General features: G+C 64.3%; 12 protein-coding genes. 9 read left to right on the top strand and 3 right to left on the bottom strand.

Annotated elements, in window-relative coordinates; all coding sequences use genetic code 11:
- The first annotated feature begins 19 nt into the window (after positions 1–19).
- Positions 20–448, top strand: coding sequence for a hypothetical protein (locus ABEI27_RS12705; protein WP_375799775.1), 429 nt, complete (start codon positions 20–22; stop codon positions 446–448).
- Here the strand turns inward: ABEI27_RS12705 and ABEI27_RS12700 are convergent.
- Positions 427–942: an AcvB/VirJ family lysyl-phosphatidylglycerol hydrolase gene (locus tag ABEI27_RS12700; RefSeq protein ID WP_405002942.1), complete on the bottom strand. Its 516-nt coding sequence runs from the start codon at positions 940–942 to the stop codon at positions 427–429. The two genes, ABEI27_RS12705 and ABEI27_RS12700, sit on opposite strands and share 22 nt — an antisense overlap.
- Positions 943–1157: 215 nt before the next feature.
- Here ABEI27_RS12700 and ABEI27_RS12695 point away from each other — a divergent pair, with 215 nt between their 5' ends.
- The 3 genes from ABEI27_RS12695 to ABEI27_RS12685 are packed head-to-tail and all read left to right on the top strand — an operon-like array spanning position 1158 to position 4788.
- Positions 1158–2000: a PspA/IM30 family protein gene (locus tag ABEI27_RS12695; protein ID WP_375799773.1), complete on the top strand. Its 843-nt coding sequence runs from the start codon at positions 1158–1160 to the stop codon at positions 1998–2000.
- A gap of 45 nt (positions 2001–2045) precedes the next feature.
- Positions 2046–3143 carry a hypothetical protein gene (locus ABEI27_RS12690; RefSeq protein ID WP_375799772.1) on the top strand — a complete coding sequence of 366 codons (1098 nt, stop codon included), beginning with the start codon at positions 2046–2048 and terminating at the stop codon, positions 3141–3143.
- A 46-nt stretch (positions 3144–3189) separates the two neighbouring features.
- Positions 3190–4788 (top strand): hypothetical protein, encoded by a 1599-nt coding sequence (locus ABEI27_RS12685; protein ID WP_375799771.1) that lies wholly within the window; start codon positions 3190–3192, stop codon positions 4786–4788.
- A gap of 25 nt (positions 4789–4813) precedes the next feature.
- Here the strand turns inward: ABEI27_RS12685 and ABEI27_RS12680 are convergent, their stop codons facing one another.
- Positions 4814–5224 carry a DUF5820 family protein gene (locus tag ABEI27_RS12680; protein ID WP_375799770.1) on the bottom strand — a complete coding sequence of 137 codons (411 nt, stop codon included), beginning with the start codon at positions 5222–5224 and terminating at the stop codon, positions 4814–4816.
- Between the two features lie 339 nt (positions 5225–5563).
- Between ABEI27_RS12680 and ABEI27_RS12675 the strand changes: the two genes are divergently transcribed.
- The 4 genes from ABEI27_RS12675 to ABEI27_RS12660 are packed head-to-tail and all read left to right on the top strand — an operon-like array spanning position 5564 to position 13266.
- A complete protein-coding gene (locus ABEI27_RS12675) occupies positions 5564–7633 on the top strand; it encodes a PrkA family serine protein kinase (RefSeq protein WP_375799769.1) in 2070 nt (689 codons plus the stop codon).
- 1 nt (position 7634) lies between these two features.
- Positions 7635–9920 (top strand): PrkA family serine protein kinase, encoded by a 2286-nt coding sequence (locus tag ABEI27_RS12670; RefSeq protein ID WP_375799768.1) that lies wholly within the window; start codon positions 7635–7637, stop codon positions 9918–9920.
- Entirely contained in the window at positions 9911–11257 is a 1347-nt protein-coding gene (locus ABEI27_RS12665; RefSeq protein WP_375799767.1) for a YeaH/YhbH family protein, read from the top strand. The genes ABEI27_RS12670 and ABEI27_RS12665 overlap by 10 nt, the downstream gene beginning before the upstream one ends.
- Positions 11254–13266: a SpoVR family protein gene (locus ABEI27_RS12660; RefSeq protein WP_375799766.1), complete on the top strand. Its 2013-nt coding sequence runs from the start codon at positions 11254–11256 to the stop codon at positions 13264–13266. Before ABEI27_RS12665 ends, ABEI27_RS12660 begins: the two co-directional genes overlap by 4 nt.
- A gap of 27 nt (positions 13267–13293) precedes the next feature.
- Here ABEI27_RS12660 and ABEI27_RS12655 read toward each other — a convergent pair whose 3' ends face one another.
- Entirely contained in the window at positions 13294–13584 is a 291-nt protein-coding gene (locus ABEI27_RS12655; RefSeq protein ID WP_375799765.1) for a ubiquitin-like small modifier protein 1, read from the bottom strand.
- Between the two features lie 173 nt (positions 13585–13757).
- Between ABEI27_RS12655 and ABEI27_RS12650 the strand changes: the two genes are divergently transcribed.
- Positions 13758–15014: NAD-binding protein (locus ABEI27_RS12650; RefSeq protein WP_375799764.1), on the top strand; the 1257-nt coding region annotated here is incomplete at its 3' end.

The following is a 15014-nucleotide window of genomic DNA, read 5'->3' as shown; positions in this document are numbered from 1 at the left end:
GGCTCGCGAACGTCCGCCTATGGCCCTCCCCCGCCCGCTCCCCGACGAGTTCCGCCTCTGGTACCTCCTCGACGTCGCCGCGTTCGTCGTCGGCGTCTGGACCTGGTTCCGACAGTCGTCGGATTCGGTAGCCGACCTGCTCTCTCTGGACCCGTTGTTGATCGCCCTCGCGACCGTCTCTGGCCTGTTGGCGGTTTTCATCCTCCGCGTCACAGTCGGGAACCTCTGGGGGTACGCTGTCGAATACGCGAACGCCGGCGGCGAGTGGACTGATCTGCCGTTTCTCGCTACCTTTGGTATCGGCGCCGCGGGTGCGATCGTCGCCTACGTCGCGACGTCGAGTCTCGGCACGGCGGCGTGGGCGGGTTTCTGGACGTTCGCTTTCGGGGCGGTCGGGGTCGGAATCGTCGTCCACCTCGCCACGGGCTACCGCGAAGCGTCGGCTTGATCCAGCAGAAACGCCACGACTGCGGAGGCGACTGCCGTCTCTCGACTCACGAAGAAGTGTCCTGCATCGAATTCGGTAACGGTGTGGCCGGACTCTCGGGCAACAGCGGCGACAGCGTCGGCGTCAACGACGTGGTCGCGGGTGCCGTAGAACACGCCAACTCGCAGGTCAGGAGGAACCTCCCTGAGTTCGGCGACGACGTCCGTCTCGACGGTGCCGGACGAAGCGGCCGTTTCCGAGTCACGGCTCTCTTGACTACCCAGACTGGCCGGCGGTGCCACCGCGGCCACGGCGTCGACGTTTGCGCCACGGGCCGCCGCTGCGAGCGCGACCCCAGCACCGAAACTGTAGCCGAACAGCGCCACGCTGTCGTATCGCTCTCGGGCCCACTCGACGACGGCGGTGGCGTCGACCCGCTCACCTCGCCCCCGATCCCACGCGCCGTAATCGAAGCGCAGGCAGTCGACGCCGCGGCTGCCGAGCCCGTCGCTCATCGCGGTCAACCGCTGGTCGCTCCGACTGCCGCCGTGTCGCGGATGTGGCGGGCACGCGACGACACACCTGCTCGACTGCGTTTCGTCGCTGTCTCTCTCTCGCGCCCGGTCGAGCGTTCCGCGAGCGTCGCGGGAGCCGGGAACGAATATCGTCTCGGTCACTTCCCCCGCGTTCGGCACGTGGGCTTTTAACTCCGGCGTGCCCTAACGAGACTATGGGAATCCTCTCACGCGCGTCCTACGTGGTCCGATCGAAACTGAACTCCCTCCTCAACCGCGCCGAGGACCCTTCGGAGACGCTCGATTACTCCTACGAGCAGATGCGTGACGAACTGCAGGACGTAAAGCAGGGAATCGCGGATCTGACGACGCAGAAGAAGCGACTCGAGATCCAGAAGCGCCGGCTTGAGGAGAACGTCGAGAAGCACAACGAGCAGGCCCGCGAGGCTGTCCGGCAAGACCGCGACGACCTCGCCCGGCAGGCGCTAGAAAAGAAGCAGGCGAAAATGAACCAGATCGAAGAACTGGAGGGACAGATCGCCGAACTCCAGTCGACTCAGGAGAATCTCGTCGACAAGAAGAACGAACTCCAGAACCGCATTGAGGAGTTCCGCACGAAGAAGGAGACGATGAAGGCTCGCTACGAGGCGGCCGAAGCGTCTTCTCGGGTCTCGGAGGCACTGACCGGTGTCGGCGATGAGATGGAGGACACCTCGCGCGCCATCGAGCGCGCCGAGGAGCGCACCGACGAGATGGAGGCGCGCTCGGAAGCGATGGACGAACTCGTCGACACGGGGGCGTTCGACGACGCGATGTCTGATAAGGACAACATCGACCGCGAACTGGAGAGCGGGCGGACGGCATCGGAAGTTGACACTGAACTGGAAACGTTGAAAGCCGATGTTGACGGGGGCGGAAGTTCCGGAGACGCCGACGCCGAGGCGTCCGCGGAATCGAGCGACAGTTCTGTCGAAGACGTCGAGAGCGTCGACGAGGTCGACGTCTCCGACTCGGCGGTCGAGGCCGAACTTGAGGAACTGAAAGACGACGACGCGTAGGCCAACCCTGGCTTCTTTATGTCCGGTTCTGCAACGGCGGATCAGATGGGAACCTCCTCGCGCTCGGAGTCGGAACCGGACGATACGATGCGACAGCGCGGCGAGGAGAATCGACTGAAACTCTGGATTCTGCTCGAAGCGAACCGCTGGGTCGTCGCCGGAGCCGCCAGCGCGGTCTTCTTTGCTGGGGTGATCGCGGCGGCGGCGATTGCACCAGGACGACTCGCCGACTCGGGCGACCCGGTCGAGACGCTGTTTCAGGGTCTCGTGACCGCGACGATCACCAGTGTGACGCTCGTCGTGTCGATCAACTCGCTCGTCCTCTCACAGGAACTCGGCACGCTCGGAGACCAGCGCGACCGTATGAAGGGCGCGATGTCGTTCCGCCGCGACGTCGAAGACGAACTCGGTCTCGATGCTGCGCCCGCGACGCCCGCGGCCTTCCTGCAACGGCTCGTCGGGGCTGTCGAGACACGCGCAGAGCGACTCCAGGACGCAGCAGACGGGGTGACGGTCGACGGCCGCATCAGCACATACGCCGACGACCTCCGCCGACACGCCACCGAGATCAGCGACGATCTCTCGGGCCAGCAGTTCGGCACCTTCGGAGTACTCTCGGTAGCGCTCGATTTCAACTACTCCTGGAAGGTTCAGGAGGCGCGTCGTCTGCGAGGGGAACTCCCGACCGCTCGCTCCGACGGGGCGGCCGATACCGAGGGGACCAGTGGCGTCGACGACCTCAGGGCGCGTCTCGACGACATCGTGTCGGTGCTGACGACCTTCGGTCCCGCGCGGGAGCATTTCAAAACGCTGTATTTCCAGTGGGCCCTCGTGGACCTCTCGCGAGCGATGCTCTACAGCGCGATCCCCGCGCTTGCAGTCGCCGCGAGCACACTTTTGTTTCACGATGCGCTCGTCTCGCTCGCGGGATCGACGCTGGGTATCGACCACTCCGTCTGGATCGTTACGCTCGCGGCGTCGGTCTCGCTCGTCCCGTTCGCGATTCTGCTCTCGTTCGTCCTCCGGATCGGGACAGTCGCAAAACGGACGCTCTCGATCGGCCCCTTCATCCTCAGGACGACCGGCGGAAGCGAGACGGTCGCGTCCGACAGCAGTGACGGAACCCCGGACGCCGACGAATAGCCACGCAGTCGATAGTATCAGTACCCACCGGTCTCCACTCCAACGTATGACTGAAACGACCGACGCGGTCCGCGCGGCACTCGATCCGGACCACTGCGCGGCGTTTGAAGCGCGGGTCGGGGCCGAGGCGGCGGCGCTCCAGCGGGCGATCCGTGAGGGCGCTTTCGACGCGTCACACTTCGCTGTCGGCCTCGAACTTGAGGGGTACGTCGTCGATGGCGCGGGGCGACTCGCAACGGCACCTGAACGCCTTTTCGACACTGACGGGTGCAGCCGCGAGTTAGGGGTACACAACGCCGAGTTACACACCGACCCCGACGTGGTCTCGGGCGCGGGACTCCGCCGACAGTTCGAGGAGTTGCGTGCGACGCACCGGAACGTTCGAGCGGCGCTCGAAGACGACGGTCTGGATTTCGTTCTCGACGCGATGTGGACACGCGAACCTGAGATGGGCTCGCTCGAGTATCTCGAGGTAGGCGAGGAAACTGACGGTGTCTTCCTCTCGACACATATGCGTACGGTGCCGCGGTACATCGCGCTCGATCAGGAGATCCGGCGGCGAAACGGCGGGGTGATCGAGATGGACCTCCCGGGGCTCTCAGAGACCAGTTCGATGCTCGTCGAGTCGCTGGCGACCTCGATGCAGCCACATCTTCAGGTCCCCGATCCCGACGACATCCCCGCGTATCTGAACGTCGCGACCCGGACGATGGGCCCGATTCTCTCGCTGACGGCCAATTCGCCGTTCCTGCCGGCGGACCGATACGAGTCCGACCTGGGATCCGACGTGCTCGACCGCACGCCGCACGAGTTGCGGGTGCCGATCTTCGAGCGGTCCGTCGAGGAGGGGTCGAGCAAGTGTCGACTTCCTCGTGACGTGGACTCGATCGACGCCGTGATCGACCGAATGGCCGACGATCCGACCCTCGTGGCCGTACCGGACCTCATCGACGAGCACACAGAAGCTGCCGTGAGGAGCGTCAAGGACTCCGAAGATGTCGAGAACGACGCTGACGAGGCCGCTGATGGGGACGACGCCGACGAGTTCTCCGCTTTCGCAGCGAAACGCGGCACGTACTGGCGCTGGGTCAGGCCGGTCTTTGGCGGCGACATCCCCCGCGATCCGGACGGGGAACACCTCGCTGCGGCCGACCGGAATTCGGTCCGACTCGAGTACCGACCGCTCCCGACGCAACCGACGCTCAGGGACACTGTCGGCGTTCAGGCCCTGGTCGTGGGCGTGCTTCGTGGGGTTGACGTGGCGGATCATCCGCTCGCGGAACTCCCGTGGGAAGATGCCCGGGCGTCTTTTTACGCGGCGGTCGATGACGGCCCGGACGCGGATCTTCACTGGGTGACGGCCGACGGCGACGCGACGACGACGACAGCGGATATCTACGACGAACTGTTCTCGCTGGCCCGTCGCGGACTGACGGCGTTCGGTGTCGATGCGGCGTCGATCGACTGGGCACTCGATCCGATCGAGGCGCGACGACAAGCGAGGTTCCCGTCGCCGAGTGCGTGGAAGCGCGCCCGGGCCCGAGACGCACGACGGGAGGGGGCCTCGCTTCCGGACGCGATTCGGGAGATGCAGGCGGCCTACGTCGACCGGGCGGCGGATGGCGTTCCGTTCGCGGAGTGGTAACGCTGCTTGGCGCGGGGACCGCGGACTACGCGCTCTCCCCGGTCACTTCGTCGAGGCGCTCGAAATACGACTCTCGTGGGATCTGGTATGCGTCGCGGTAATCGACCGCCCCCGCGGCGAAGCGCCTCGCGAGGTCGTAGGCCCCGTCGATCGCCGCGTCCCGGCTTTCGTAGGACTCAGTGACTGCCTCGATTTCCGGTTCCAGCGTGAGGACGACGTGCCAGGTCGACGTCGGCCGTCGGGATGCGCCCGGACGCGGTGCTCGCGATCGGTTCGAGATCAGGATCGTCGGGAGGCACTCCGCAGGGAGCCCTTCCCGCTCGTTGAAAACGTCCGGGCGGAACACGAGGATCCGTCGGCCCCGCGGTTCGTCGTTCCAGAGCGTCCATCCGTCCGGTGGCTCGTCGACCGGCGACTCGTCAGGTGACTCACGCATACGCCTCAGTTCTGTCTGGCGCTACAAATATCGTGGCCTCAGCGCCGATTCGGTGACCGCGTGGGCACGGATGGCGGAATCGAGGGAAGGCTTATGTGTGTGTGCCCCTCACACACATCCAGTCTCGGTCGATCGGATCGAGCGACTACCCAGCACGCACCAAATGTCGGATCCCGACGTTTTGTCGCTCTACGACGCCTTAGTCGCTGTCGCCTTGCGCCGTACCGTTGCCGCGTGAACATATAACCGTCCGCGTTCCACCGATATCGTGAACGCGCGACGCTGCTCGCCGCCGGCCGCCCGAACGCCGGCCCACGTCGCTCCCGAGACGGAGAAACAATGAACGGTGACAGAGCAACCCTCGAATCCCTGAGTCGGCAGTACAAGGACTCGGTGCCCGAAGACCTTCGCGAAGCGAAATCGTTCGGCTGGTACCTCGACGCGGTATACGAGGACCCCCGGATCGCTCGCAACGCCCACCAACGGGTGGCCGATATGTTCGATCACTACGGCACTGAATACGACGAAGACGCCGGTGTGGTCGAGTATCGAATGGCCGCGGAGGACCCACTGCACGACGGCGAGAACACCTTCTACGGTCGGGAGGTCCACGAGTCGATCCACGAGTTCGTGAACAAAGTGAAATCCGGTGCGCGGGGTCTCGGCCCCGAGAAGCGGATCAAACTGCTTCTGGGCCCGGTGGGCTCCGGGAAGTCGCACTTCGACTGGATGGTTCGCCGATACTTCGAGGACTACACGACGACCGACGCGGGCCGGATGTACACCTTCCGGTGGACGGATCTCTGCGACGTCATCCGGGATCAGGATCCCGAAGACGACGTCGTGACATCGCCGATGAATCAGGATCCGCTCGTCCTCCTCCCGCAAGAGCAGCGCGACGGAGTGATCGAGCGACTCAACGAGACGCTGGACGCCCCGTACACGATCCGGAACGACCAGACGCTCGATCCAGCTTCGGAGTTCTACCTCGACAAACTACTCGCACACTACGACGACGACCTCGAGGAAGTCCTGAATAACCACGTCGAGATCGTCAGACTCGTCGCGAGCGAGAACAAGCGCCAGTGCGTCGAGACGTTCGAACCGAAAGACAAGAAGAACCAGGACGAAACCGAACTCACCGGCGACGTCAACTACTCGAAGTTGGCCGTCTACGGGGAGTCCGACCCGCGAGCGTTCGATTACTCCGGCGCCTTCTGTAACGCCAACCGCGGGCTGTTCTCGGGCGAGGAACTGCTGAAGCTGCAGCGAGAGTTCCTCTACGACTTCCTGCACGCCTCCCAGGAACAGACGATCAAGCCGAAGAACAACCCCCGCATCGACATCGACCAGGTGATCGTCGGCCGGACCAATATGCCCGAGTACAGAGAGAAAAAGGGCGACGAGAAGATGGAGGCGTTCAACGACCGGACGAAGCGGATCGACTTCCCCTACGTGCTCGAGTACGACGAGGAAGCCGAGATCTACCGGAAAATGCTCCGGAACGCCGACGTGCCCGATATGCACATCGAACCCCACGCCCTGGAGATGGCGGGGCTGTTCGGCGTGCTCACCCGGATCACGGAACCCGATGACAACGTCTCGCTCGTCCAGAAAGCGAAGGCGTACAACGGCGAGGTTGACGAAGGCGACGACGTCGACGTCAGAAAACTCAGAGAGAGCGGGGAGGAAAGCGCCGACATCGCCGAAGGAATGAACGGCGTCTCCGCGCGCTTCATCGGCGACGAGATCGCTGAGGCGATTATGGACTCGACCCATCGCGACCGGTCGTACCTCTCGCCGCTGTCGGTGTTCTCACACTTCGAGGCGAACCTCGAGAACCACGGATCGATCCCCGAGGAGAACCTCGATCGCTACTACCGCTATCTCGAACTCGTCCGCGAGGAGTACAAAGAGCGGGCGATCGAGGACGTTCGCCACGCGCTTGCGTACGACCTCGACGAGATCCAGCGGCAGGGCGAGAAGTATATGGATCACGTGATGGCGTACATCGACGACGACACGGTCGAGGACGAACTCACCGGCCGGGAGCAGGACCCCGACGAGACGTTCCTCCGCTCCGTCGAGGAGAAACTCGATATTCCGGAGGATCGCAAGGACGACTTCCGGCAGGAGGTCTCGAACTGGGTGTCCCGTCGCGCCCGCGACGGCACGTCCTTCGACCCGCAGGACAACGACCGGCTGCGCCGAGCGCTCGAGCGCAAACTCTGGGAAGACAAGAAGCACAACATCAACTTCTCGGCGCTGGTCAGCGCGAACGAACTCGACGACGACGAGCGTAGCGCTTGGATCGACGCGCTGATCGGACAGGGCTACTCGCCCGAGGGAGCCAAGGAGGTGCTCGAGTTCGCCGGCGCGGAGGTGGCAAAGAGCGAACTTGAGGGGTAAGATGAGTTCACACACCGACGTTGCGCGAGAGTATCTCGATCGCGCCGATGACCACCTCCGCGGGACGTACGAGGAGCCGATGAGCCTCGCAGCCTACGTCGATGCCGCCTTCGAGCGGCCGTCGATCGCTGCGCACGCCTCGAAGTACCTACTTGACGCCATCGAGTCAATGGGGACGCGCGAGGTGCTGGAAGAAGGGGAGACGCGCGAGCGCTACCGCTTCTTCGACGACCCCGCGAACGAGGGCGAGCACGCCGTGCTGGGGAACACGGAGGTCTTGAACCGCTTCGTCGACGACCTCCGGACGATCGCCGCCGGACGGGGTAAATCCGAGAAGATCCTCTGGTTCGACGGCCCGACCGCCACCGGGAAGTCGGAACTGAAGCGGTGTCTGATTAACGGGCTCCGCGCGTACTCCCGAACCGACGCCGGGCGGCGCTACACCGTCGAGTGGAACGTCGCCACCGGCAGCGAGACCCGCGGCCTCTCCTACGGCGGCGAGGCCGGACCGGAGCGGGAGGACGACTGGTACGAGAGCCCCGTGCAGGCACATCCGCTCTCGGTGTTCCCCGACGACGTCCGTTCGGAGGTGCTCGACGGCCTGAACGACAAGTCCGGCGACCACGTTCCGGTCACGGTCGAAAACGACCTCGATCCGTTCTCACGCGAGGCCTACGAACACCTCGAAGAGCAGTACCGCCGGGACGGCACGCGAGATCTGTTCTCGGCCGTCACGGACCCGACGCACCTCCGCGTGAAGAACTACGTCGTCGACGTCGGAAAGGGAATCGGCGTTCTCCACTCCGAGGACGACGGTTCGCCGAAAGAGCGACTCGTCGGGTCGTGGATGCCGGGGATGCTCCGCGAACTCGATTCGCGGGGGCGGAAGAACCCGCAGGCGTTCAGTTACGACGGCGTTCTCTCGCAGGGCAACGGCCTCCTCACCATCGTCGAGGACGCCGCCCAGCACGCGGACCTGCTGCAGAAACTCCTGAACGTCCCCGACGAGGGCCACGTCAAACTCGACAAGGGGATCGGGATGGACGTCGACACCCAACTGCTGATCATCTCGAACCCCGACCTCGACGCCGAACTCGATAAGTACGCTGATCGAAACGGCCGCGACCCGCTGAAGGCGCTCAAGCGCCGACTCGACAAGCGCGAGTTCCGCTATCTCACGAACATCTCGCTGGAAGCAGAGTTGATCCGCCGGGAACTCACCGACGAGACCGCCGTCTGGGACGTCGAGGACGAAGCGGACCTGCGCGAGCAGATCCGCGCGCCGCTCGAAATCGACGTTCGGAGTGCCGCGGGCACGGTCGACACCCGAGAACTCGCCCCGCACACGATCGAAGCGGCGGCGATGTACAGCGTCCTCACGCGACTCGACGGCGACGACGTCCCCAACGGATACGACCTCGTCGACAAGGCGTTGCTCTTTGACTTCGGCTACATTCAGGAGGGCGACACCCGGACGGTCATCGACGAGTTCGATTTCGAGGGCGAAGAGGGCGTCCACGGCATCCCGGTCACTTACACCCGCGACATCATCGCGGACTTGCTTCACGAGGACACGGGCCGCCGTCACGCTGATCTCGACGTCGAGCGCGTCGTCCTCCCCGAGGATGTCCTCGATGCGATGGCCGACGGCCTCCGCGATGCCCCCGTCTTCTCGCGCTCTGAGCGCGCGGAGTACGAGGGCCGCGTGACCCAGGCCAAAGAGCACGTCCTCGAACAACAGGAGTCAGACGTCCTCTCGGCGCTGTTAGCGGACCGCTCGGTCGATCGGGATACCGTCGCCGAGTATGTCGAGCACGTGTACGCTTGGGCTGGCGACGAGCAGGTCGAGACAGCACGCGGGCCGGTCGATCCCGACCCGCTCCTGATGAAACTGTTCGAGACCGAACAGTTAGGTCGCTTCACCGATGGCGACTACCTGTCGAATCAGCCGACGAAGGAAGTCAAAGACTTCCGTCGGGATAAGGTCATCACGGCGCTGAACCGCTACGCCTGGGAGAACCGCGACGAGGGCTTCACCGTCGACGACGTGGAACTCTCGGAGATCCCCGTCATCAGATCCGTGCTCGACGCCTACGACTGGGACGACGTCAAGCGGCTGTATGAGGACTTCGATCCGGATCAGTGGGAAGATCCGCCGGAGAACACCGAGACGGCGCGGCTGAAGGCACAGACGATCGACGAACTGACTGATCGCGGCTACACCGAGGCGTCCGCCGAACTGACGAGTCGCGCGGTGGTCCGGGAGGTGCGTCACCGATGGGACTGAGAGAAGATCTCGAACGGTTCCGCGAAATCGGTGAGGAGCGGCGTGAGGATCTGGAGTCGTTCATCCGCTACGGCGACTTAAGCGGCTCTCAATCGGACAAAATCCAGATCCCGATCAAGATCGTCGACCTTCCGGAGTTCGCGTACGACCGCCTGGACAAAGGCGGCGTCGGTCAGGGAGGCGACGGCACGCCGGACGTCGGTCAGCCGATCGGCCAGCCCGAACCGCAACCCGGCGACGGAGACGGTGACGAAGACGGCGAGGAGGGCGACCCTGGCGAAGAAGGGGGCGAGCACGGGCACTACGAGATGGATCCCGAGGAGTTCGCCCAGGAACTCGACGAGGAACTCGGCCTCGACCTCGAACCAAAAGGCAAAGAGGTGATCGAGGAGGTTGAGGGCGACTTCACCGACGTCACGCGGACGGGCCCCAACAGCACTCTCGACTTCGAGCGGTTGTTCAAACAGGGGCTCAAACGGAAACTCGCGACCGACTTCGACGAGGAGTTCGTGCGCGAGGCGATGCGCATCGAGGGCACGACGCCGGAGTCCGTCTACGAGTGGTGTCGCGAGAAGAACATCCTGGTTTCGCTCGCGTGGATCGAGTCCGAGTGGAAGGAGATCGACGAGGACGAACGCGACCGGTGGGCCTCCTTCGAGGAGATGACTGAGAACGTCGAGCGCACGACGTCGGTTCAGCGCATCCGTCGGAAGGGACTCGACGAAGTCCCGTTCCGCCGGGACGACGAGCGGTACCGTCACCCCGAAATCGAAGAGAAGAAGCAGAAGAACGTCGTCGTCGTCAACATCCGCGACGTCTCGGGGTCGATGCGCGAGACCAAGCGCGAACTGGTCGAACGGACGTTCACGCCGCTGGACTGGTACCTCCAGGGCAAGTACGACAACGCCGAGTTCGTCTACATCGCCCACGACGCCGACGCCTGGGAAGTCGACCGCGAGGAGTTCTTCGGCATCCGCTCCGGCGGCGGTACGCGAATCTCAAGCGCGTACGAACTCGCGGAGGAGATTCTCGAAGAGTACCCCTGGTCGGAGTGGAACCGATACGTCTTCGCCGCGGGCGACTCCGAGAACTCCTCGAACGACACCACAGAGCGGGTGATCCCGCTGATGCAGGAGATCCCCGCGAACCTTCACGCGTACGTGGAGACGCAACCCGGCGGCACCGCGATCAACGCGACCCACGCCGAGGAAGTCGAAGACGCGTTCGAGGACAGCGGCGACGTCGTCGTCGCACGCGTCGGCGCGGCCGAAGACGTGACTGGCGCGATCTACGACGTGCTGCAGACGGAATCCAACGCTACAGGAGGGACCCGATGACGCCACCGAATCGCTTCAGACGGATCGCCAGGGACGAGGCCACCCGGCTGGAAGAGCCGGTCGAAGAGGCCGCTGCCCTCGCTATCAAACTCGGGCTCGACCCCTACCCGGTGAACTACTGGGTGGTCGACCACGACGAGATGAATCAGTTGATCGCCTACGGCGGCTTCCAGCGCCGCTATCCGCACTGGCGGTGGGGAATGACTTACGACCGGCAGAAGAAACAAGACCAGTTCGGGATGGGCAAGGCGTTCGAGATCGTCAACAACGACGACCCGAGCCACGCCTTCCTGCAGGAGTCGAACTCGCTGGCGGACCAGAAAGCCGTCATCACGCACGTCGAGGCCCACGCGGACTTCTTCCGCAACAACGAGTGGTTCTCGCGGTTCTCCGGCGACAGCGAACTCGACGCCGCCGCGATGCTGGAGCGCCACGCCGAGACCATCCAGCGATACGTGGACGATCCCGACATCGATCAGGAGGACATCGAGCGGTTCGTCGACGCCGTCACCTGTCTCGAAGATACGATCGATCAGCACCAACCGCTCTCGGCCGATCGCGACACTGAGCGGACACAACCCGAGGATCTCCGCGAACGGCTCGACGGGATGGACCTCTCCGATACGGTCCAGGGTGAGGTGTTCGACGACGAGTGGCTCGACGAACTCGCCGAGGCAGAGGCTGCCGCCGCGGACCTCGACCGTCCCAGATCGGACGTGCTCGGCTTCCTCAGCGATCACGGGATGGTCTACGACGAGGAAGCGGGCGAGGCCACCGAGATGGAGTCCTGGCAGAAGGACGTTCTGGACCTACTCCGCCGCGAGGCGTACTACTTCGCCCCCCAGAAGATGACGAAGACGATGAACGAGGGGTGGGCGGCCTACTGGGAGTCGCTGATGATGGGTGAAGAGCGCTTCGCCGGCAAAGACGAGTTCCTCACTTACGCCGACCACCAGTCGCGAGTTCTCGGCTCGCCGGGGATGAACCCCTACAAACTCGGGAAACAACTGTGGGAGTACGTCGAGAACACGACCAACAGGCGAGAGGTCGCCGACAAACTGCTCCGCGTCGAGGGGATCACCTGGCGAAACTTCCACGACGCGGTCGACTTCGAAGCGGTGCAGTCCCTGCTGGAGCCTGCGCCGGCGATCAACGAGATCCGCTCGGACACCCTCTCGGACCTCGCAGCGCTCCCGGACGACGACTCGCGAGTCGACTGGGAAACGCTGGACCGGGCACTCTCGGATCCGGACGCCGTGGACGTGGACAGTTATCCGTGGAAGGTTCTGGCCTACGAGGGGCTAGCCGAGCGGCACTTCTCGCTGGTGAAGCCTCAGTACCGGGGCTTTCTCGAACGGATCCGGCGCTCGGAACTCGAACAGCTCTCCAGATACATGTTCGACGACGCGAGGTTCGAGAGCGTCGAAGCGGCAGTCGCCGCCGTCGACCGGACCGCGGGCTGGGAACGGATGCGCGAGGTCCGTGAGAGCCACAACGATGTGACGTTCGTCGACGCGTTCCTCTCGCCGGAGTTCGTCGAGTCGAACGACTACTTCACGTACGAGTACACTCGTTCGACCGGCGACTTCCGCGTCGCCTCGACCGATCCCGACGACGTGAAAAAGAAGCTCCTGCTCCGGTTCACCAACTTCGGCAAGCCGACGGTCGCCGTCTTCGACGACAACTTCGAGAACCGTGGTGAACTCCTGCTGGGCCACCGGTACAACGGCGTGATGCTGGATCTCGATCAGGCCGAGGATGTCCTCGAACGGGTCCACCAACTGTGGGGTCGCCCGGTGAACCTGATGACGATCCGGAAGGAGTACGACGAACACGACGTGGAGGTGGCCAGACGCCGGAACCGCGAGCCCGAACCGTCCGAGGTCGGCGTGCGGATCCGGTACGACGGCTCGGAGTTCGAGGAGTTCGACCTCGATCCGGAACTGGAAGAGCGGATCCAGGCGTCTGACATCGACTACGACACCAAGCCCGACGAGTGGCTGTCGTAACGACAGTCGCCGACGCGGCCGAGCGAATTACCAGCCGGCTCGCGTCCGACTCCCGCCCGTGACAGGCGGGAACATTGCGAGTTCGTCACCTTCTTCGACGTCGTCCGACTCGGAGACCGGCGTCCCGTTCCGCATCAGGTTCACGTCGTCTGCGAGGTCGTCGCCGTCGAGAATCCGTTGACTGAGGTCCTCTCGACCGTTCAACAGGGCCGCGAGGGCGTCCTCGACGGTAGCGCCGGATTCGATCGACACCGTGTGCTCTCGGCCGCCAGCAACCTCGGCGAGATCCGCGAACAGCCGCCAGTGTACCGTGTCCATACCCCCTTTCTCGTCCCGGCGGAGTTGAGCGTTACGCAGTCGGTCGCAAACTGCGCTCGTCACGCGATCCGATCATCGTCTACTGCGCCTCTGGCCCGACTTGTGACCTTCGGGTCTCCCACCGATGGGGTGAATGACGAGACGCTTAAGATGGCGACAATAGATGAGCAGGTATGGCGACCGTATGGGATTGGGACTGGATTGGCGCTCGTGCCGCAGTAGTGCTGACGCTACTCGTCGGTGCCCTCTCGGTCGTGACGGGCATCGCCAACATCGGCACGGGTGCGGGTCCGGACTTCGTCGTGTTCGGCGCTCTCGTCCCCGGCGTCGCCAGGCAGGTGGCCGCCTTCACCGGGACGCTCACGGGGTTCGTCCTCCTGTTGTGTGCGTTCGGACTCCGACGACGTCTCCGGGCCGCGTGGTATGCGGGATTGGTCCTCTTCCCGATCACCGCGGTGCAGGGGGTGCTTCAGTCCTCGCAGTTTTCCCTACCGCTCGTCGTGCTCTCTGTCGTCGCGCTGCTCGTAGTGGGACCCAACGTCCGCGCGTTCGACCGGGAGGTCTCGCTGACGACGACGCAGATCGCGGCGCTGACAGCGCTGGCGGGTGCACAGGGATACGGGACCGCGGGAGCCTTTAGTCTGCAAGAACATTTCAACGGCGTTTCGACGCCGCTGGACGCGTTCTACTTCACGCTCGTCACCGGTAGCACCGTCGGCTACGGCGACATCACACCGAACTCAGCAATCGGCGAACTGTTTGCGATGTCGGTTCTTTTAGTAACCGTCTCGTCGTTTGCCGTGGTGCTGGGAGTCGTCTTCACGCCACTCATCGAAGCGCAGTTCTCAAAAGCACTCGGAAATATGACAGAAGAGCAACTCGACGTGCTGGAACACCACGTCCTCGTGCTCGGGCACGGGGACCTGACGGAACCGATTCTCGAAGAACTCTCGTCGAAGGCCGATGTCCTCGTCGTCGTGCCGGACGAGGAGCGCGCGCGTCGGCTCTCCGATCGAGGCTACACCGTCCTCACGGACGACCCGAGCGACGAGGAAGCCCAGTACCGTGGCCGAGTCGAAGTCGCACAGGCCGTCGTGGCGGCGACGAACGACGACGCCGAAGACGCGCTGGCGATCCTGACGGCTCGACAACTCAATCCGGGGGTGACGATTGTCGCCGCCGCGACCCAGCGCGAGAACGTGGCCAAACTCAAGCGCGCCGGGGCGGATACCGTTATCAGTCCGGCGGCGCTCGGCGCGCATTTCCTCGCGGAGTCCGCGCTCGGCGGCCAGGGAGCCGAAGCGCTCGAGCAGCGCCTGCTCGGGGCTGGCGGCACCTCCGACGACCTGGAGGCCGCCGCAGAGGCAGTCAGTGACGTGCCGGAGTCTGCGACGGACGGCGGCGACGCGGGCGATTGCGAACCTGACGGG

Source organism: Halobellus sp. (assembly GCF_042218505.1).
GTDB lineage: Archaea > Halobacteriota > Halobacteria > Halobacteriales > Haloferacaceae > Haloquadratum.
This window is presented reverse-complemented; position numbering and strand designations above follow the sequence as displayed.